The sequence below is a fragment of the Mesobacillus campisalis genome (assembly GCF_000986785.1).
Taxonomy (GTDB): domain Bacteria; phylum Bacillota; class Bacilli; order Bacillales; family Cytobacillaceae; genus Mesobacillus_B; species Mesobacillus_B campisalis.
In genome coordinates, this window is record NZ_LAYY01000025.1 from 36,411 (window position 1) to 56,151 (window position 19,741).

Sequence of the window (19,741 nt, forward strand, 5' to 3'; positions counted from 1 at the left end):
GAAAACGAATTCTTTTTAGGTAAAAAGCCTTATTGACTTTAATGATTATATACATATTACAGGGAATTAAACCCTCAATTTCATAGTTGTTGTCTGCCGGGTAAAAAAACGGTCAAAAAAAAGCGCCCGTTATTTAACGAGCGCAATGACTTCAATCTCAACCAGTGCATCTTTTGGGAGCCGGGCTACTTCTACAGTAGAACGGGCTGGCTTATGGCTGTCGAAATATTCGCCATATACTTCATTGATCGTGGCGAATTCATCCATGTTTTTAATAAATACAGTCGCTTTTACGACCGTATCGAGGGATGCCCCTGCCTCTTCAAGTACAGCAATCAGGTTCTTAAATACCTGGTGTGTCTGGGCAGCCACATCACCTTCTACCATATTGCCTTCTGCAGTAAGCGGAATCTGCCCTGAGCTGAAAAACATGTTGTTGACAACAATTCCTTGCGAGTATGGGCCAATGGCCGCTGGGGCCTTGGAAGTCTGAACAGTTTTCATTTGCTGATCCTCCTGTATTTTCCCTCGCTGACGGTAATCTTTTTCCCGATTACATCGACATTTGACAACCGGACAAGCGAGATATAATCATCAACTAGCCTTTCTTCCGTTTCTTCCGATTCGACTAGCACAGATATCCCCGCCACCTTCGCGTTGAATTCCTGCAGCAGGTCGATCATCCCTTTGACAGTGCCGCCAGCCTTCATGAAATCGTCCACGATCAGGACGCGGGAACCTTCGGAAAGGCTTCGCTTGGACAGCACCATCGTCTGGATCCGCTTGGATGAGCCTGAAACGTAGTTAATGCTGACGGTGGACCCTTCTGTTACTTTTGGATCCCTTCTGACTATAATAACGGGCACATTGAGAAAGCCTGCCACCGCATAGGCAATGGGGATCCCTTTTGTTGCCACCGTCATGACCGCGTCAATTTCCGCTTTGGCATAGGCTGAAGCGATAACACGCCCCACTCTCCTGAGCAGTACCGGATTTCCAAGGATGTCATTCATGTAGAGATAACCTCCAGGCAGCAGCCGGTCGGGGCTTGCCATAATGCTGCAAAGGTCATCAATCAGGCTGGAAGCTTCCTTTTCATCAACATTGACGTAGAACTTCACTCCCCCTGCAGCGCCAGGGACAGTCTGGAGCACGCCGATTCCCCGTTTCTCAAAGGTATCCTTGATGATTCCCAAATCCTCGCTGATGGACGACTTTGCCGAACCATACCTCTCGGCGAAATAGGTAAGAGGAACCAGTTCGCGGGGATGATCCAGCAGATAGTTCGTCATATCTATCAATCGTTCACTCCGTCTAAATTTCATTCCTGAACCCCCAAATTAAAATCCGAATATTTACTATCTAATATACCATTAATATACGGATTCATTCAAGGCTTCTTCTTTAATCAAGGGTATGACGTTCTCCAAGCATCCGAACGGCGAATACCTGGTCGCAAAACCCTCTTAACCCATTATAAATCCGATGCATCCGCGAATCATGTTCGACAAGGCTGAAAACTGTCGGCCCGCTTCCGCTCATCAAAACGGCATCTGCCCCGAACCGCTTCATCTGGTCCTTGATTTGGGCTACCTCCGGATAGAGGTCGAGCGTCACGTCTTCCAGGACATTGCCTACGTTCTGGCAGACACCCCTGAAATCGTGATCCCTGATGCATTGAATCATTCCCTCCGTATCAGGATGGCGGATTCCGCCAATGTTCAATCGCCGGTAAACCTCCGCGGTCGACACACCAATAAAAGGCTTGGCAAGGACCACCCAGCAGGTTGGCGGAGGAGGCAGTTCCTGGATCATCTCGCCTCTTCCAGTCGCCAATGCCGTACCGCCGTACACGCAAAACGAGACATCCGAACCAATTTCCGCCCCGAGAGCTGCCAGCTCATCCAGCGAGAGACCCAAATTCCAAAGTTTATTCAAACCGCGAAGGGCTGCAGCGGCGTCACTGCTCCCGCCTGCCAGACCAGCTGCAACCGGAATCATTTTTTCAATCATGATGGAGACGCCCTTTTTGACATTAAAGCGTTCTTTTAGCAAAAGAGCAGCCTGATAGGCCAGATTCCGCTGGTCATCTGGCACAAAGCGGTTATGAGAAGTAATTTTGATGATATCCTTTTCGAGCAGACTCAGTTCGACACGGTCTGCCAAGTCGATCGTTGTCATCACCATTTCCACTTCATGATAACCATCCGGCCGCTTATGCAATACATCCAGCGACAGATTGATCTTAGCCGGCGCTTTTATTAAAAGCTTCAATCCTTCCACCTACTTTTAAACATAACAACGATGTCCATTTTTTGTCCTATTTTACCACAAAAAGCCTAAGAAAAATATAAGCGCCTGCCAAGCCTCCCGCTTCCTGGCATTTTCCTGTCCATATACCTCTTTAATTTCTGTTCTTTTCCTACTTTCTTCCCAAAAACAGGCTGCTCTACACTTGCCGGGAGGATAAATGGAATGAAATACAAAAAGACCGAAGCGAAACGCCTCGGCCTGCCACAGTGACATATGAATTTAGTGTTCGTGAAGACATATCGGCAAGCTTGACATACCTGCTCCCGAAAAGTTACCGGTTCTGGTTCATAAGCTGCTGCTCGGCAAGTTCAATGGCGCGTTTGACCATATTTCCTGCATCCCTGGCCCTTATGCCGCCCCAGCCTTCCTTTTGGACTACATCATAAAAGCCCAGTTCCTTTGCCAGCTCTTCTTTAAACCCTTCAGACATAACTCCTCTTCTTCTGCCCACGAGAACCCGCTCCTTTCGTCACCGTGGCTTTATTAGTATTCATTGGCATGGCGATTTTCATTAGAACCTTAATTATCCTGTTGTGCCCTGTTGACTTCCGTTCCAGGCGGGCTTGGGCAAAATAAAAAGCAGCAAACGCAATGTCCACTGCCTGTCTTGCTTTAAGCCATTAGCTTAGAGCCATATTTCCTGTAGTATCTTCGTAGAAAGTAATTTGTACCGTTTCCGTCAAAACATCTGCATAACTGTATGAAACGCGTTCGAAAGCATTCTCCTCCTGATCCAGTTCGATAACGAACACGGAAGGGTAGGTTTCAGCTAAAACTCCTGAGCGTTCAATCGTTTTTCTGCGTCCGCCATTAGCCTTAAGTAAAAGTCTTTTCCCTAAATTTGAATCAAGAGCTTTTTTGATATCCGATAATGTTTTTGGCATTCGGTCCACCTCACTATGTCAAGTATAACATGCTGACACATTTACGTCAAATAAAAACATAAATTATAACAGTCCTTAAAAATAAATGTCAATATATTTTCGTCTTCATTTTCTTCTATTTTTCAACATGGTTAGCATTTCCTGCATTCGTTCATTTTATGTATGGCATTTTCCACACAGAGTTCCTGTCCCGTTTTACACCATTGCACACACAAAAAAAGCCGCTGCCCGCGGCTTAATGGTTATTCGTCCTTTTCGGGCTTATTGTAAGGCATCCCGGTCCTCAACACTCCCCTCGTCTCAATGCCTCCAAGGCCTTTTTCCCCGGTGAGGGTGTTCCTGAGCACATCCCAGACATTGATCCTCTCGACAAATGGCGTAAAGCTTATTTTGGCCACAATGTAAACGGGGTCGAGAGCATGGATATTCACGCGGGACGGGGAGCTGGCAAAATTAGCTCCGGCCTGGATCAGCGATTCAAAATGGGATTGGCATGCCCCCGCAAAGATCACAAGCTGGTCGAGATGGGGAATCTTTTTTCGCGCTTCCTTTACGGTTTGAACAAAATGCCTTGAATGCCGGTAAGCATTCAGGTCATCTATTTTACCCTTTGACTTGGAATAGGCGTCATGCCCTGTTACCACAAGGATATCAGGCCTGTAATAGTCAATGAGGCTGCCTATTTTCAGCGGCATCTCCTTTTCATTGCAATGAACACCATATACAGGCACGCCCACCCTCTCATAAAGCGACAAGCACTTTTTTAAATAATTGGGATCTCCATCAAGATGGAGCACCCTGCCAGGCATTTGAAAATAATTCAGGGCTTTGCTGTATCCATCTGTTACTTCGTATTCCTGCTTCTGCTTCAGCAATTCCACGTCCTGGCGGAACAGAATGTAAGACTGCTCCTCACGCGAACGCCCCTCCTCGGCCATCCGCCTCCGTACATTCGCTTCCATTTTTATTAAGTCTTCATAAGGAGCATCGGCAGCCAGGCGGTATTCCTCCCCATACAAGATGGCGATCCTCCTGCCGTTTTCCACTCTTATATCAATGACGCGGAATAGAATGTCACAATTATAGGAAATCCTTCCCACTATATCCATTGCTTTTATGGTCACACTCGTCACTCCAAGTAGGCTCCTGCCTGAGAGTATTGTTTCTTTGTCAGGCTATGCAAACCACCTTGGCAATGTGAAAGGACAAGAAGAAAAGCGGAAGCACCTTGGTCAGCCCCGACAAGCGCTGGAGTCCGGCAGGTGAAGTCGTTCTTTGACTTCATCAGACGGATCGAATTAGAAAGGTGGAGGCGACTGTTAGTAGCGACAAGCGTAAGACAGAATCCGCAGGAAGGCGTTGTTTGCCTTCTGAAGGATTATGGCTTACGACTCGAGGGGCTTTCGGACTGAGCCTTAATTCTTCTCCCCAAGCTTTCCGAATACGGCGGCCTTCCGGCAAAAGCAAAAAGCCCTGGTTTCCCGGGGCTTACTTAAATAATTCATATAAGGCGTCACTGAGGGCGCCAAATTCTTCGATGGACAATGTTTCTCCTCTTCTTGTCTCCTCGATGCCTGCCTTCTTCAACGCGGCCTGGATGCCTTCCTTTTTTTCTTTCCCGCCAGGCAGCTGGCTGGTCAAATTATTAAGGATGGTTTTGCGCCTTTGGGCAAAGCTGGCCCTGGTGACTTGGAAAAAGAATGATTCATCCTTTACTGCAACAGCCGGGTTTTCCCGCAATGTCAGCCTGATGACGGCGGAGTCAACATTCGGCTGGGGAATAAACACTGTTTTCGGCACGATCATTACGGTCTCCGCCTTCGTGTAATACTGCACCGCAATTGACAGCGAGCCATATTCCTTCGTTCCCGGCTTTGCAGAGATGCGGTCGGCCACTTCTTTCTGAAGCATTCCGACAATGCCCCGGATGGGCAACTTTTCTTCCAGCAGCTTCATGATGATCGGCGTGGTGACATAATAAGGAAGATTGGCAACCACCATAATATCTTCAAACCCCTTCAGTATTTCGTCAATACGGGACTGTACGTCCGCTTTCAGAATATCCTGATGGACGATGGTGACATTTTCATAAGGGGAAAGCGTATCTTCAAGGATGGGCAACAGCCGCTGGTCGATTTCGAATGCCATGACCTTTTTGCTTCGCTTTGCCAATTGCTCTGTAAGGGCACCAATGCCTGGACCGATTTCAATCACTGCCGAAGTTTCTGTCAGTTCTGCATGATCGACAATCCTGCGGAGTATATTGGTATCAATCAGAAAGTTCTGACCTAGGCTCTTTTTAAAAGAAAAGCCGTATTTTTCTAGAATTTCCCTCGTTCTCGCCGGGGTAGCGATGTCTTTATGCATGTTGTTCCTCCTGTCTAATAGCCTCCATGGCGGCAGCAAATTCTCCGGAGCTGATTTGAAACATCATCAGGCGCTTATGCAGCTGCTTCCCGTTCGTGTAGCCAATCTTTAACAGCTTGCCCAAATTTTCGCGCCTCTCTCTGGCGCCAGGGCCTGCAATCAGTCCTGCATCTATTAAATCCTCACGGGTAATTTCCTCGGGGGCATTGTCATCCATCAACTGAGCGTCCTTCAATGCCTCCCTGATCACTTCAGGAGCTGCATGCTCGACGCCAATTCCGCGTCCTGTTTTCGGAAGCGCTTTTTCCTTTGGAATAAACGCATGACGGCAACCGGGGATATGTTCAGCAATGGTTTTCCGGATTTTTTCACCAGGATAGTCCGGATCCGTGAACACTATGACTCCTCTCGTCTCCTGCGCTTTTTGGATCATTGCGATTGTATCCATGCTGATGGCCGATCCGTTTGTTTCAATCGTATCGGCATTGACTGCCCTCCGGACAGCTGTTGTGTCATCCTTGCCCTCCACAACAATCAACTCTTTGATTTTCATTCAATACTACATCCTTCGTAAAAAAAATAATAAAAGACTGAAACATATTTGAAATATTAACCGTCTATATATATAACAAAACCATTTTCTTATTATAACTCAAAATGGGTACAGAAAATAAAAAATGCAGAGGAAAGCCCCCTGCATTAGATGAATCAGTTTAGGATTTTAATTTTGACGCGCTTATTGCCCCAGCGATAGGCTTGAGATTTGTTTGGGAAGAAGACATCAATCTTGTTGCCTTTGATGGCGCCTCCCTTATCAGCGGCAACCGCATAGCCATACCCTTCGACATACACCTTTGTGCCCAACGGGATGACACTTGGATCGACCGCGATCACCTTCGCGTTCGGATTGACCTTCAGGTTCAGACCTGTAGCCGTTACCCCCGAGCATCCATTACAGCTTGCAGTATAGGCCGTCGAGCTTACATAAAACTCTTTGCCAGATCCGCCCTGGCCTGCTGCCTGGCTGGACGGTGCCGCGGCTCCCCTGGAGACCTGGACGGCAACTTCCCTCGTGCCCATGGCAACGACTTTATCCTTCTTGTCCCTCACCTTGGTTTCGCTAACAAGGTTCCTGGAAACTTCCTTGCCGTCTTCCAGTGTAACTTCGTACTTTTTGGAAAGAACACCTTCCTGTCCTTCCGTCACAACTTTTTGTTTCCCTTTGTCCAGACTGCCGTCCTTTTTGGTGACGACTGCAAACTTGATTGGTTCTTCCACTACATCGGTGACTTTTTCAACTCGAATGACCTTGATTAAGGCATTGCTGGTGACTGTTTCTGTCAGTGCAGGTTCTACTCGGTCCAATTCATTGAGTGTGATTCCTTGCTGCGATAAAAAGTCAGCGACCGTAGTCGAAGTCGACCATCCTTCTTGCTCTTTCCCTCCAACTGTTACCTTTAGGGGAAATGCTCTCTGGATATCGATCTTCATATCTTTTTTAAGCTCTGTTTCCGGGTTTGGGGTTAACTTGTCGTGTTCTTTCAATTCAATATCTTGTTCTTCAAGAAATTCCTCTACCGTGTCCGAAGCGGACCAATATGTTTTCTCTTCCTGATTTTCCACTAGGTGCACCTGTTTTGCCGGCTTCCACACAATTTCAAGCTGATCCTCTACTTTTGTGTTTGCGGCTAACGACAAATAGTCTTTCTCGCCAAGAGAAATGTCCAGTTCTTTAAATATATCTTGAATGGTTTCTGCATGTGTTTTAACGATTTTTTCTTGGCCGTCCAGTGTAAGTGCGACTGTCTTCTTGGTGCCTTCATACAGGAAGTAGCCAAGGACAGAGACAAACACTAGCAAACTAGCTGAAAGGATCGCCAGCTTTTTCTTACTCAAAGACTTGGAAAACAGGTTTTTCATAAGTTTGGTGTCTATGAAAAACGCCTCCTTTTCTCTCGAGTGATTATATAGAGTATGCTGTCGACGTGTCAACCCAAACACCTTTCCCCCAAACACAGTCTCTATTATGCGAGATGATTCCCTGAAAGGGAAGGAAGAGTTATCGACAAGGTTATCCTATGTGCATCTTCAAACATGTAGAACTCTTTGTTTTAAGAAAACAATTGGACAAACTGTCCCACAAATCGACAGCATTTCCTATCACTTTATGCCGAATATTTTTTTTGCATTCTTCGTTGTAGTCTCAGCCAATTCCTCATAGCTCATGCCTCTCAATTCGGCAATTTGCTGTGCTACCAATTTGACGTAGGCTGGCTCATTCCTTTTTCCGCGGAATGGATGCGGCGTCAAATACGGGGCATCCGTTTCGATCAGCAAACGGTCCAGCGGCACCGCTTCAGCCACTTCCTTTGGCTTTTTGGCGTTTTTAAAGGTCACCGGCCCGCCAAGGGAAATATAAAAATTCATGTCGATGCATTCCATCGCAATCTCTACGCTGCCGCTATAGCAGTGCATGATGCCGCCGACTTCCCTTGCATCCTCTTCTTTAAGGATTTGGACAATATCAGCGGTTGCTTCCCGGTTATGTATGATGATGGGCAGATTGACTTCCTTTGCAAGCCTAATCTGTTTTCTGAAGACTTCTTTTTGGACATCCTTCGGAGACTTATCCCAATAATAATCCAACCCCATTTCGCCAAGGGCAACAACCTTCGGGTGGGATGAAAGCTCCCTAAGCCACACTAGATCCCCAGGCGTCATATCAATGGCATCAACCGGATGCCAGCCAACACTGGCATACAGAAAATCGTATGATTCACAAAGCTGCAATGCCTTCTCAATGGTTGGACGGTCAAATCCGACAACCACCATTTTTGACACTCCTTCACTCTGCGCCCTATCAATAACCTCCTGCACATCCTCGCTGTATTGGTCTGCATTTAAATGTACGTGTGTATCGAAAAGCATGCTGTAAACTCCTTTTGCTAATATAATATTCTAACTTATCGGCTTTTTTATGTCCCTATTTTCTTTCAACTTATTGCTGCCATGTATGGAAAGATAAGGCTGCTTATGTAATTTTTATAAAAATTTGACAGTATCATAACGATTTTCCAAGTGTATCGTCAACTAAAAGCCTTTATAGTAAATAAAAAAACATAGAAATGTTACACATGAAACATTTCTATGTTCTCCTAATTTTTCTATTTTATTTCACCCTGGATCCAAGCGGCAAGGACTCAGCCACTGTTGCCAATGATAATTTCCCGTCCTGCGACCCTGCAAGGATCATCCCTTCCGACAGCTCGCCACGCAGCTTCACAGGCTTAAGATTGGTTACACAAATCACTTTGCGGCCCACAAGTTCTTCAGGCTTATAGTGCTGGGCAATCCCCGAGACGACCTGGCGCTTTTCATATCCAAGGTCGAGCTGGAGCTTGAGAAGCTTGTCCGCTTTCGGAACTGGCTCGCAATGAATCACCTCTGCAACGCGCAATTCCACTTTCATAAAGTCATCGATCAGGATTTCAGGCATGGATTCCGGCTTCTCCGGTTTTTCCGGCTCCGCCGCGGGGGCACTGCCTTGCATCTTTTCCTTGATATAGGCCACTTCCTCTTCCACTTCGAGGCGAGGGAAAATCGGTTCGCCTTTTTGCACCTTCGTACCTGCCGGGATGCCTCCAAATGTTTCAAGGCTTTCCCAGCCTGTCAGCTTTTCTTCAGTCACATTCAGCTGTTCAAAAATCTTTGCCGGTGTCCTTGTCAGGAACGGCTGAAGCAGGATGGCGGTCTCGCGCAAGGCTTCAGCCAGATGGGCCATCACACGGCCAAGCTCTGGTTTTTTGTCCTCATCCTTGGCAAGCACCCATGGCTGGGTTTCATCGATATATTTATTTGTACGGCTTACCAGCTGCCAAACAGCGGTCAATGCGACCGAAAACTCCATTTTTTCCATTGCTTCTTCATATTTCCTGATTGTCTCCCGGCTTGCCTTGAGCAGCTGCTGGTCAAAATCGCCTTCAGACCCTGTATAAACTGGGACTTCACCATCAAAATAGCGGTTGATCATCGCGACCGTACGGTTCAGCAAGTTGCCCAGATCGTTTGCCAAATCAAAGTTTACTCTTTCAACGAAGCCTTCCGGTGTGAAAACACCGTCTGCGCCAAATGGAACCTCTCTCAGGAGGTAATAGCGCAAGGCATCAAGGCCGTAACGGTCAATCAGCGTGACTGGATCGACCACATTGCCTTTTGATTTGGACATCTTCCCATCCTTCATCAGAAGCCATCCGTGGGCGAACACCTTTTTAGGAAGCGGCAAATCCAAAGCCATCAGCATGATTGGCCAGTAAATCGTATGGAAACGGACAATTTCCTTTCCGACAAGGTGGACATCGGCAGGCCAGTATTTTAAATACTTCGACTCATCTTCCGTTCCATATCCAAGTGCGGTAATATAGTTCGACAGGGCATCCACCCACACATAAATAACATGCTTCGGATCTCCCGGCACTTTTATTCCCCAGTCAAAGGTCGTTCTTGAAACAGCGAGGTCCTCAAGGCCCGGCTTAATGAAATTGTTGATCATTTCATTTTTACGTGATTCCGGCTGGATGAACTGAGGATTTTCTTCATAGTACTTCAGGAGTCTGTCTGCATATTTGCCCATCCTGAAGAAATAAGACTCTTCTTTCACTTTTTCCACTGGACGGCCGCAATCCGGACAGTTGCCATTTTCAAGCTGGCGGTCTGTATAGAAGGACTCGCACGGTGTACAGTACCAGCCTTCATACTGGTCGAGATAGATGTCCCCCTGCTCGACAAGGCGGGCAAAGATTTTCTCCACCACCTGCTTATGGCGGTCCTCGGTTGTCCGGATAAAGTCATCATATGAGATATCAAGCTTGTTCCAGAGATCCTGGATGCCGGACACAATCTCATCTACATACTGCTGCGGAGTAACCCCTTTTTCTTCTGCCTTCCGCTGGATTTTCTGGCCATGCTCATCCGTTCCAGTCAGGAACATGACATCATAGCCGCGCATTCTTTTATAACGGGCCATCGCATCCCCGGCCACAGTGGTATAAGCATGTCCAATATGCAAATTCCCGCTCGGATAATAAATCGGGGTAGTAAGGTAAAATGTTTTTAACTTTTCCTCCATCAAAACTGCCTCCTTAGAACTCCAATGATTCTAATTCCTTATTATACAATTCTTCCCTTTACTTTTCCATGCTGTCGAAAGTTCTGTAGGATTTTGTCGAATATAGAAGGAAGAAATTTACATAATGTTTTAACACTCATAATATTTTTTTTGAAAAATACCCCCATAAAATCGAGCTTCTTTTCGAATCATTTTTATTAAGTAACGCTAAAATCCCTATATGGCAACGTTTTTAAGGTTTCTAAAAAATACCATCCCTTAACCAAATAAAGTAATTGACGGTTATGGGAATGGCTGGTATTATTAGATTTATAAAAATGACATGTCGAAAAATGACGAATAAAATAATATTACATACACTGGAGAGGGGAAAATCACGATGAAATCTACTGGTATCGTACGTAAAGTTGATGAACTTGGCCGCGTGGTCATTCCAATTGAATTAAGAAGGACATTGGGCATTGCCGAAAAGGATGCTCTTGAAATCTATGTAGATGACGACCGCATCATCCTTAAGAAATACAAGCCAAACATGACTTGCCACATCACTGGTGAAGTATCCGACAACAATATCACTCTTGCTGGCGGAAAACTGATCCTTAGCCGCGAAGGAGCAGAACAGCTTCTAAGCGAAATCCAAAATTCATTCGAACCTGTCAAAGCTTAATAAACCATCAAAGCATCTCCTGTTTTAAGGAGATGCTATTTTTTTATTCGAATGTGTAAATTCTTACACTTAGATAACTGTCCAGCTCCAGCGCCTAGCCAGTTTTCACCCTTGAGTTTACTTCCTCGAGTATCTTGCGAGAAGCGGAGCTTTGAGCAGCTAGAGTCATAAGCCACTCCAGAATTGAAGGCAAAGAACGCCTTCTATTCTGGAGCGTCTTATGCTTTTCGGGGCTGAACAAGGCGCTTACGCTTTTCTTATTCGACATGATACGCCTGGTATACTTCGCGTTTATTCAAGCCCCGCTCTTTGGCCGTCTGCTTGATTGCTTCTTTTGAAGACATGCCTTTTTCCATGTTCTGTTCGACATGATCTTCAATTGACAGCTCTGTCCACCAGGCTGTTTCCTGCTCGGCTTCGGAGTGCTCCGCCCCCTCGACAATCAGGCAGAACTCCCCTCTTGCTTCACTGCTTTCTGCCCACTCTGCTGCTTCCTGTATGGTTCCCCTGATAAATTCCTCAAATTTCTTGGTGAGTTCCCGGCAAAGCACAATCTGCCTTTCACCGCCAAAACTCTCGCTCATCAGCTGAAGTGTTTCGCGGAGCCGGTGTGGTGCTTCATAAAATACCATCGTTCCGGACTGCCTTGCCAGGACTTCCAGCTCCTTGCGCTTTTCCTTCTTGCTGCGGGTGAGAAAGCCATAGAAGTAAAAGGGCTGGGGCTTGATCCCCGACGCGATTAATGCCGTCAGGGCTGCATTGGCGCCCGGCAGCGGAACCACCGTAAGGCCTTCGGCTATCGCCTGGTCCACAAGCTCATAGCCTGGATCGGAGATGGTTGGCATGCCCGCATCGCTGACCAGCGCCACCTTGGCTCCATCCTTTATTTTCCCAAGGAGCTTTTGGCCGCTTTGCTCCTTATTATGCTCATGGTAGCTGGCCACAGGCGTTTCGATTTCAAAGTAGTTGCACAGCTTCCTGGTGTTCCTTGTATCCTCGGCGGCAATCAAATCCGCTTCTTTTAAAATCCTCAACGCCCTGAAGCTCATATCCTCGAGATTGCCGATTGGCGTTGGCACAAGGTATAATATCCCCTTTTCCTGTTCATGTTCAAAGCTTTTCTGATGCTGCATATTTCTCCTCCAGCTCCATCGCTAAAAATTGGTCTTTCCTGGCTCGCGGCAGCTGTTTAAAGGCATACTCAGCCTTAAGCGCCTCGCTCTTTGTTCCGAACAGTTTGGAATAAATAAGCTCAACCGGGCCCCGTCCTTTTGTATATTTTGCCCCTTTTCCTTCATTATGCTGCCTGAGGCGCCGTTCAAGGTCATTGGTATATCCCGCATAGAGGGTGCCATCCCGGCAGGATAGCACATAGAAATAATGCTCATTCTTTTCCATATAAGATCTCTCTCAGCTCGGGGGTATACTCATCATTTTCATTATAGACAATCAACGGGTTTTCAATCTTCAGGTCCGGGCTGCCATGCTTGATGGCCTCTATCAGTATGGTGTTGGCTTCCTTTCCGGCCTTCGGATAGACAAACTGGATCCGTTTTGGCTCAAGCTTGTATTTTCGCATCAGCTCGATGATATCAATCATCCGTCCGGGGCGGTGGACAAACGCCACTTTCCCGCGTGCGCGAACAAGCTCGCTGGAAGCCTTGATCGCATCCTCCAGCGTACAAAGGATTTCATGCCGGGCAATTGCCAGATGTTCATTTTCGTTGATTTCCCTGGTTGCCGGGGTTTTAAAGTAAGGCGGGTTGCAGGTAACCACATCAAATTTCCCGTAGCCAAGCTGTTTAGGCATTTCCTTGATGTCTCCATGCACCATCTTCAGCCTGCCGCCGAGCTGGTTGTATTCAATGCTCCTTACTGCCATATCATAAAGGCGGTCCTGAATTTCCACGCCGGTGATCTCACCCTTTGTACGGGCACTCAGAAACAGCGGAATCACCCCATTGCCGCTGCATAGGTCAATCAGGCTGCCTTTTTGGATCGGCACATATACGAACCTCGCCAGCAGCACGGCATCAAGGGAAAAAGCGAACACAGAGGGGCTCTGGATGATCCGCAAATCCTCTGCCAGCAGGTAGTCCAGTCTTTCATCATCTTTTAATTCAACCATAAATCAGGCTCCTTTGTTGCAAAAAAGCCTTCCCTTGGAGGGGAAGGCTGCCAAATTATTTTTTATTGAGAAAAGATAGGCAGAATATGCAATCCCCTTCTTTTCTAGGGCTGCCAAAGTTCAAATTGCAGATATGGAAACCTTCCTGGTACAGCCGGGCGAGATTGTCATAGCCCTCGCCAATGTCGACAGGAGTGCTTCCAGGTTTGCCTTTCTTTTCCCTTTGGTCTTTCTTCTTTGTGGTTTGATCCAGACGGCGTCTTAAATTGTCATTTTCCAGCTTCAAAGAGTTGTTCTCTTCCAGTATTTCCGCAACATGCTGCTTTAACTCGCCAAGCTGCCGATAAAGAGTGCCGATTTGTTCTTCCATATTGCTTACTGAGTCAAAGATCTCTTTTTTATCCACCTTTTCCACCTCGTTAATCTGTGGATGATTGTATCGAAACGGCGCCTTCCTTCAGCACTTCTTCCAGCGTATATTCAAGCACCCGCTCCTGGCCGGCAAACTCAACCTGCATGACGCGTTCCAGAATGTTCAAGCCGACTACTTTGCCGCGTCCATTTGGAGTCTCAATGATTTCCCCAAGGTCAGGAAGGGCTTCCTTCGCCGCCTCGTATTCATCATTTTCGTACTTCAGACAGCACATTAAACGTCCGCACAATCCCGATATTTTCGTAGGGTTGAGCGAGAGATTCTGGTCCTTGGCCATTTTAATGGATACGGGATCAAAATCGCCCAAAAAAGTCGAGCAGCAAAGCATCCTGCCGCAAGGGCCGATGCCCCCCAGCATTTTCGCTTCATCACGGACGCCAATTTGGCGCAGTTCAATCCTTGTCCTAAAAATGGAGGCCAAATCCTTGACCAGTTCGCGGAAATCGACTCTTCCATCCGCCGTAAAGTAAAAGATGACCTTATTCCGGTCAAAAGTATATTCCACATCAACCAGCTTCATGTCCAGCTGATGTTCATTCACTTTCTGCCCGCAAACATCATAGGCTTCCTTCGCAGCCGCCTTGTTCTCGTCTACAATGAGACGGTCCTTTTGATCTGCGATTCTGACAACCTTTTTCAAGGGCAGAACCACGTCGTTTTCGCCTACCTGCTTGACCGGTGTGACGACTCTCCCGAATTCGACCCCTCTGACAGTTTCCACGATGACAAAGTCATCCTTCTGAATTGCGAGATCTCCGGGATCAAAATAATATATCTTTCCCGCTTTTTTAAAGCGGACACCTACTACATCATACAAGTGAAGATCCCTCCTGCAATTTTAACACCAGCTCTTCCATTAACAGCTGGGCATTCATATTGGCATGCAGTTTCCTTTTCGCCTCCAGGACTGCTGCCATTTGTTCGGTCAGACGCCGTCCGGATGTCTGCAGCGCATATTGCTCCAAGCGGGAACTTTCGCTCAAAAAGATGATCTGTTCTTTCTTCCCTAGCTGGATATATAATAAATCCTTAAAAACAAGAAGTAATAAATCCAAACCGCGATCGATTTGCTCTTTATCCTTAAAGTGTGTATGCCAATTCACCTGAAGGGATACCATCGCTTCAAGAGGATGCCTTTTTAACACTTCATACAATTTTACCACTATCTTTTGTGCTTGTGCAAACCAATCATTTTGGCTGAATTCCAGTGCCTCATCGAAATTATTCGTCAATTGGGCCAGCATTGGCGCGGTTTGCGGGTTTACCCCATGATCTATCAGCTGTCTTTCCATATTTTTAGGAGATAATGGTGTAAAACCAATTATTTGGCATCTCGATAGAATGGTAGGCAAAATTTGCTGTACCTGTTCCGTAATAAGGATGGCAACTGTACCAGGATGCGGCTCTTCCAGAAATTTAAGCAGGCTATTGGCCGCGTTGGTGGTCATGCGGTCTGCATGCACAATCAAATAAAGCTTTTTCCGAGATTCTACGCCGGTCTTTGAAAACTCTTCCTGAAGGGCCTGGATTTGTGCTTTTTTTATCGATAAGCCATCAGGCTCGACAACGTGAATATCAGGATGATTGCCATGGTTGATTCGCTTGCAGTTTGTACATGCCTCACAGGGCTTGAATCCGCTGACAAGCTGCTGGCAAAACAGGCTTTTAGCCAGCAAAATCCCAACATCCTTTTTCCCTGTTCCTCTCATCCCTTCATAAAGATAGGCATGAGCTACTCTGTCCTTCAGCATGCTGTTTTTCAGCATCCTCAAGACAGTTGGCTGCAATTCTTCAAGCTGCTCCCAATTTTTTGTCACTCCGCCATCACTCTCTACCTTCAAATTATGGTTTTACCTGTTAAAACTGGTGAAATTGTTCTACAGGCATCACAAACACTGTTGCTCCGCCTACCTCCACCTCTACCGGGTATGGGACATAAGAATCGGCATTGCCGCCCATCGGCGATACAGGAGCGACAAGCTGGTCACGCGATTTGCAATTATCCTTGATAACCTGCAAGGCTTTTTCCACACGGATATCTTCGGTTCCGATAATAAACGTGGTATTCCCCGACTTAAGAAAGCCGCCTGTGCTGGCAAGCTTTGTCGCACGAAAATTATGGTCCACGAGCGCCTTGGAAAGCCGGTTGCTGTCCTGATCCTGAACTACCGCAAAAATTAACTTCATCTAATTCCCTCCAAATAGAATCTTCCGGTTGACGTTTATCCTTATTATAACAGTAATTCACCCAACACACAGCGGCAAATTAACGCATTCCAGTTTCATCCAATCAATAGTAACAATAAAAAACCTTAAAAGCACTTTAAGGTTTTTTTACAAGCAATTCCCTAATTCTATTTTCAGCCTTCTCAAATACCTCGTCTATAGGCCTGGAGGCATCAATTTTCATAATACGCTCCGGAAATCTTTCCGCAAGCAGCAAATATCCCTCACGCACTTTCTGGTGAAACTCGATTTTCTCCAAATCAAGCCGGTTCACTTCCCGGCCATTGTGCCGGCTAATTCGCTCAAGCCCAATGCCCGGTTCAAGGTCGAAGTAAAAAGTCAGCTGCGGCATCATCTCTTCAATCGCAAATTGGTTGATGGTGAATACCTCATCCACTCCAAGCCCTCTGGCATATCCCTGATAGGCGAGGGAGCTGTCGATAAACCTGTCGCAAAGAATGATCTTTCCTTCATCAAGGGCAGGCTTTACTTTTTCAATTAAATGCTGTCTCCTTGCAGCGGCATATAACAATGCCTCGGTTCTGGGATCCATCGCGGTATTCGCCCTGTTGAGAATGACTTCGCGAATTTGTTCAGCGATGTCGATTCCGCCGGGCTCCCTTGTGGCCATTACCGGTATCCCCTCGCTTCCAAGCTTTTCAGCAAGCAAAGAGATAATCGTCGTTTTTCCGGCTCCCTCCGGCCCTTCCACGGAGATAAACAATCCTTGATTCATGTTGTACAGCCTCCAAATGCTATTTAAAAATTTTAATCTTTCTATGTTCAATCCGTTCCCCGCCCTGGATTTTCGCTGACTGAGCAAGCAGATCATCGAGTTCTTCCAATGCAGCTTTGGTAATGACCTCACCTGGCATCAGCAGCGGGATTCCCGGCGGATAGGGGATCAGTGTCTCTGCACAAATGCAGCCTGCCGACTGGGCCAGAGGCATAAATGTCTCGTTCATGTTTTCCATCTCCCTGTAGCCCAACGCAAGCGTTCCCAATACAGGGGTATTATTTTGCTTCACTGGCAAAGCTGCTGGTATGCTTGCCCCAATCTGCATGGCGGCTATGGAAAGTTTTTCAATTACCCTTTTATAGGGAGCTGCCATTCCCGCTTTTAAAAGTGGCAGTACCAGCAGTACATTAAATGGATCGGCCATCTCGGCATAAATGCCCTGCTCTTCAAGCACTTTTTGTAACTGGAATCCTGAGCTGCCAGGGGAACGGAGAATCATCTTCAACGGGTCGCCGTCTCCTGAAGGCAATACCTCCAGTCTGCCAATCTTCCCGGCTTCTTCCCGAAAAGAGGTGATGCCATCCATCAAAAACTGAATATCTTCCCTCCCAAAGGTTCCTAGATAGCTCCTGGCCGCATCCAACGAAGCCATAATAGGATACGAAGGGGAACTGGACTGAATCATTTGCAGGTATCCTGCCAGCTTTGACAGCGGGATATACCTGCTGTTGTAATGCAGATAGGCTCCCATCGTCATTGCCGGCAGCGTTTTATGCGCAGACTGGACGACCACATCCGCACCCAGAGAGACAGCGGATGGCGGAAACGACTCCCCGGCTATGAAGTGGACTCCATGTGCTTCATCAACCAGAACCGGTATTTGGTGTTCATGCGCCAAGTCAATGATATCCTTCAGATTATAAACCATTCCATAATAGTTCGGATAGGTAACAAGCAATGCTTTAGCCTCAGGATATGACTTGATCGCTTCCCTGACTGTTTCCAGGCTGACTCCGCCTGCAGCCAGGAAATCAGAATCCCATTCCGGGCTTAAAAAAACAGGTTTGGCCCGGGCAAGCCTAATCCCATTCATCACGGATTTATGGGAGTTTCGCTGTACAAGGACAACGTCATCCTCATTCAACGCCGCCATGATCATCGCGAGGTTTCCAGAAGTTGAGCCCCCGACCAGGAAAAAGCTCGTCCTGGCATGGTAAAGGCCGGCTAGAAGCTTTTCGGCTTCCAGAATGACACCTTCAGGCGAATGCAGGTCATCAAGGCCTGTAAGCTCGGTCGCGTCCAGCCTCAGCAAGGACCGGAAATGCTCCCTCATCTTTTCGGGAAGCACTTCGCCATACTTATGTCCGGGAACATGAAAGGAAATTGGCTTTTTGCTCCTATGTAAAAGCAATTGGTCCAGCAAAGGGGTATCGCGCTGGTCCATATGTTCACCACCTATTTCAATACACAAGTTTATACTTCAGTCTATTTTACCAGAACAGAAAGCAAATGCCACGGAATCACGGAATGGCCATATATTTTTTACTTTGGAACGGGGTTCGGCTTTTGAACACAAAAAAATAAAGCCCTTTGAGAGCTTTAAGAATAGATTTCTGGTTTATTCACTTTTCTAAGTTTATCAACGTAATATTTATATTTTGGATCGCTAGTCTCCGTTTGAATCATGGTTTGTTCACAATCTGTGCAAATAAACGAAGTGTATAGATGTATTCCTGCCGGCCTGATTTGTTCGCAAATAACACAAGATTCACCAACTTGCTTCTTGGCAATAACTCTTTCCACAATCTCCACCTCCATACACCTATTCTGCCCCGCCGTCCCCAGTTGTATACAATTTTTCGAATAATCATTTCCTAAGATTACTTGATTAATATTGTATGAAGATTGCCATCCTTGCGTGTATGTCTATAGGAAATTCAACTTGTATTAATTATTTTGTGGTGCAGGGGGACGGTTCTCGTGCCTCACTAAGGGTATGCGGCCTGGAATGGTTTGTAAAATTATGGTGTTTGTAGAGTAAATGGGGGATTTCGTAGAGTAAAATACTGAAAGTGTAGAGTAAAACTCATAAATCGGAGAATAAAGTGGGTCAAGTGTAGAGTAAATCCCTCAAACTGTAGAGTAAATTAGGTTGAGGAATTTATTAAAATGGATTTCTCCATGGAAAATGGATTTTTCTTTATAACCCGCCGCCGTTTCTACAAATTTTTTGATTATATCTATACCGTTTGGGAGGATATCGGCATCGTTCGGCCCGATATCTACATTTCATGATTCTTTTATTTAAAAACACAAAAAAGAACAGCGTATTTTAGCTGTTCTTTTCATGTTGCCTGGCAGCGTCCTACTCTCACAGGGGGAAACCCCCAACTACCATCGGCGCTGAGAAGCTTAACTTCCGTGTTCGGCATGGGAACGGGTGTGACCTTCTCGCCATCACCGCCAGACTATTTTATTGAAATGAGGGTTGTTCCCTCAAAACTGGATAATGCATTTCAGAAGGTTTGCAATTACGAGTATCAACCTATTGGTTAAGTCCTCGATCGATTAGTATCAGTCAGCTCCACACGTCACCGCGCTTCCACCTCTGACCTATCAACCTGATCATCTTTCAGGGATCTTACTAGCTTGACGCTATGGGAAATCTCATCTTGAGGGGGGCTTCATGCTTAGATGCTTTCAGCACTTATCCCGTCCGCACATAGCTACCCAGCGATGCCTTTGGCAAGACAACTGGTACACCAGCGGTGCGTCCATCCCGGTCCTCTCGTACTAAGGACAGCTCCTCTCAAATTTCCTGCGCCCACGACGGATAGGGACCGAACTGTCTCACGACGT

22 protein-coding genes and 2 rRNA genes are annotated in these 19,741 nt (G+C 46.5%); 1 reads left to right on the top strand and 23 read right to left on the bottom strand.

Translation table 11 applies throughout. The annotated features are described in order from the left end of the window. Positions 1–129 precede the first annotated feature (129 nt). The 11 genes from WQ57_RS18135 to metG form a co-directional block, all read right to left on the bottom strand. The gene (locus WQ57_RS18135) at positions 130–504 is read right to left on the bottom strand and encodes a RidA family protein (protein WP_046525180.1); all 375 of its coding nucleotides are present in this window, start codon (positions 502–504) and stop codon (positions 130–132) included. Beyond that, positions 501–1,325: a pur operon repressor gene (gene purR, locus WQ57_RS18140; RefSeq protein ID WP_046525181.1), complete on the bottom strand. Its 825-nt coding sequence runs from the start codon at positions 1,323–1,325 to the stop codon at positions 501–503. The genes WQ57_RS18135 and purR overlap by 4 nt, the downstream gene beginning before the upstream one ends. A gap of 79 nt (positions 1,326–1,404) precedes the next feature. Then, positions 1,405–2,274, bottom strand: coding sequence for a 4-(cytidine 5'-diphospho)-2-C-methyl-D-erythritol kinase (gene ispE / locus WQ57_RS18145; protein WP_046525182.1), 870 nt, complete (start codon positions 2,272–2,274; stop codon positions 1,405–1,407). A gap of 310 nt (positions 2,275–2,584) precedes the next feature. Next, on the bottom strand, positions 2,585–2,764 hold the full coding sequence (locus WQ57_RS18150; protein WP_082252789.1) for a small, acid-soluble spore protein, alpha/beta type: 180 nt from the start codon (positions 2,762–2,764) through the stop codon (positions 2,585–2,587). Between the two features lie 169 nt (positions 2,765–2,933). Next, on the bottom strand, positions 2,934–3,197 hold the full coding sequence (gene veg, locus WQ57_RS18155; RefSeq protein ID WP_046525184.1) for a biofilm formation stimulator Veg: 264 nt from the start codon (positions 3,195–3,197) through the stop codon (positions 2,934–2,936). Positions 3,198–3,439: 242 nt separating this feature from the next. Then, positions 3,440–4,321, bottom strand: coding sequence for a sporulation peptidase YabG (gene yabG / locus WQ57_RS18160; RefSeq protein ID WP_046525185.1), 882 nt, complete (start codon positions 4,319–4,321; stop codon positions 3,440–3,442). Between the two features lie 364 nt (positions 4,322–4,685). Continuing rightward, positions 4,686–5,564 carry a 16S rRNA (adenine(1518)-N(6)/adenine(1519)-N(6))-dimethyltransferase RsmA gene (gene rsmA, locus WQ57_RS18165; protein ID WP_046525186.1) on the bottom strand — a complete coding sequence of 293 codons (879 nt, stop codon included), beginning with the start codon at positions 5,562–5,564 and terminating at the stop codon, positions 4,686–4,688. After that, positions 5,557–6,117 carry a ribonuclease M5 gene (gene rnmV, locus WQ57_RS18170; RefSeq protein ID WP_046525187.1) on the bottom strand — a complete coding sequence of 187 codons (561 nt, stop codon included), beginning with the start codon at positions 6,115–6,117 and terminating at the stop codon, positions 5,557–5,559. The genes rsmA and rnmV overlap by 8 nt, the downstream gene beginning before the upstream one ends. 155 nt (positions 6,118–6,272) lie before the next feature. After that, entirely contained in the window at positions 6,273–7,484 is a 1,212-nt protein-coding gene (locus WQ57_RS18175; protein ID WP_052948811.1) for a G5 and 3D domain-containing protein, read from the bottom strand. A gap of 240 nt (positions 7,485–7,724) precedes the next feature. Continuing rightward, entirely contained in the window at positions 7,725–8,492 is a 768-nt protein-coding gene (locus tag WQ57_RS18180; protein ID WP_046525189.1) for a TatD family hydrolase, read from the bottom strand. 241 nt (positions 8,493–8,733) lie between these two features. Then, positions 8,734–10,689, bottom strand: a complete 1,956-nt coding sequence (gene metG, locus WQ57_RS18185; protein WP_046525190.1) for a methionine--tRNA ligase — start codon at positions 10,687–10,689, stop codon at positions 8,734–8,736. A 373-nt stretch (positions 10,690–11,062) separates the two neighbouring features. Here metG and WQ57_RS18190 point away from each other — a divergent pair, with 373 nt between their 5' ends. Next, positions 11,063–11,356 carry an AbrB/MazE/SpoVT family DNA-binding domain-containing protein gene (locus WQ57_RS18190; RefSeq protein ID WP_173427578.1) on the top strand — a complete coding sequence of 98 codons (294 nt, stop codon included), beginning with the start codon at positions 11,063–11,065 and terminating at the stop codon, positions 11,354–11,356. A gap of 257 nt (positions 11,357–11,613) precedes the next feature. Here WQ57_RS18190 and rsmI read toward each other — a convergent pair whose 3' ends face one another. From rsmI to WQ57_RS18250, 12 genes are all read right to left on the bottom strand, one after another. Further along, positions 11,614–12,489, bottom strand: a complete 876-nt coding sequence (rsmI, locus tag WQ57_RS18195) for a 16S rRNA (cytidine(1402)-2'-O)-methyltransferase (protein WP_046525192.1) — start codon at positions 12,487–12,489, stop codon at positions 11,614–11,616. Beyond that, positions 12,467–12,754, bottom strand: coding sequence for a GIY-YIG nuclease family protein (locus WQ57_RS18200; protein ID WP_046525193.1), 288 nt, complete (start codon positions 12,752–12,754; stop codon positions 12,467–12,469). The genes rsmI and WQ57_RS18200 overlap by 23 nt, the downstream gene beginning before the upstream one ends. Further along, positions 12,741–13,484: a tRNA1(Val) (adenine(37)-N6)-methyltransferase gene (locus WQ57_RS18205; protein WP_046525194.1), complete on the bottom strand. Its 744-nt coding sequence runs from the start codon at positions 13,482–13,484 to the stop codon at positions 12,741–12,743. The genes WQ57_RS18200 and WQ57_RS18205 overlap by 14 nt, the downstream gene beginning before the upstream one ends. Positions 13,485–13,539: 55 nt before the next feature. After that, positions 13,540–13,890, bottom strand: coding sequence for a DNA replication initiation control protein YabA (gene yabA / locus WQ57_RS18210; protein WP_046525195.1), 351 nt, complete (start codon positions 13,888–13,890; stop codon positions 13,540–13,542). Positions 13,891–13,903: 13 nt separating this feature from the next. Continuing rightward, positions 13,904–14,734 carry a PSP1 domain-containing protein gene (locus WQ57_RS18215; protein ID WP_046525196.1) on the bottom strand — a complete coding sequence of 277 codons (831 nt, stop codon included), beginning with the start codon at positions 14,732–14,734 and terminating at the stop codon, positions 13,904–13,906. Further along, the gene (gene holB, locus WQ57_RS18220) at positions 14,727–15,734 is read right to left on the bottom strand and encodes a DNA polymerase III subunit delta' (RefSeq protein ID WP_046525201.1); all 1,008 of its coding nucleotides are present in this window, start codon (positions 15,732–15,734) and stop codon (positions 14,727–14,729) included. Before holB ends, WQ57_RS18215 begins: the two co-directional genes overlap by 8 nt. A 40-nt stretch (positions 15,735–15,774) precedes the next feature. Further along, a complete protein-coding gene (locus tag WQ57_RS18225) occupies positions 15,775–16,104 on the bottom strand; it encodes a cyclic-di-AMP receptor (RefSeq protein ID WP_046525197.1) in 330 nt (109 codons plus the stop codon). A gap of 136 nt (positions 16,105–16,240) precedes the next feature. Further along, positions 16,241–16,879 (bottom strand): dTMP kinase, encoded by a 639-nt coding sequence (gene tmk, locus WQ57_RS18230; RefSeq protein WP_046525198.1) that lies wholly within the window; start codon positions 16,877–16,879, stop codon positions 16,241–16,243. A 19-nt stretch (positions 16,880–16,898) separates the two neighbouring features. Continuing rightward, complete coding sequence (locus WQ57_RS18235) at positions 16,899–18,326, bottom strand: aminotransferase class I/II-fold pyridoxal phosphate-dependent enzyme (RefSeq protein ID WP_046525199.1); 1,428 nt, start codon at positions 18,324–18,326, stop codon at positions 16,899–16,901. A 155-nt stretch (positions 18,327–18,481) separates the two neighbouring features. Then, complete coding sequence (locus WQ57_RS18240) at positions 18,482–18,700, bottom strand: sigma factor G inhibitor Gin (RefSeq protein WP_046525200.1); 219 nt, start codon at positions 18,698–18,700, stop codon at positions 18,482–18,484. 534 nt (positions 18,701–19,234) lie between these two features. Continuing rightward, positions 19,235–19,350, bottom strand: a 5S ribosomal RNA gene (rrf, locus tag WQ57_RS18245). 80 nt (positions 19,351–19,430) lie between these two features. Continuing rightward, a 23S ribosomal RNA gene (locus WQ57_RS18250) occupies positions 19,431–19,741 on the bottom strand; the annotation flags it as partial.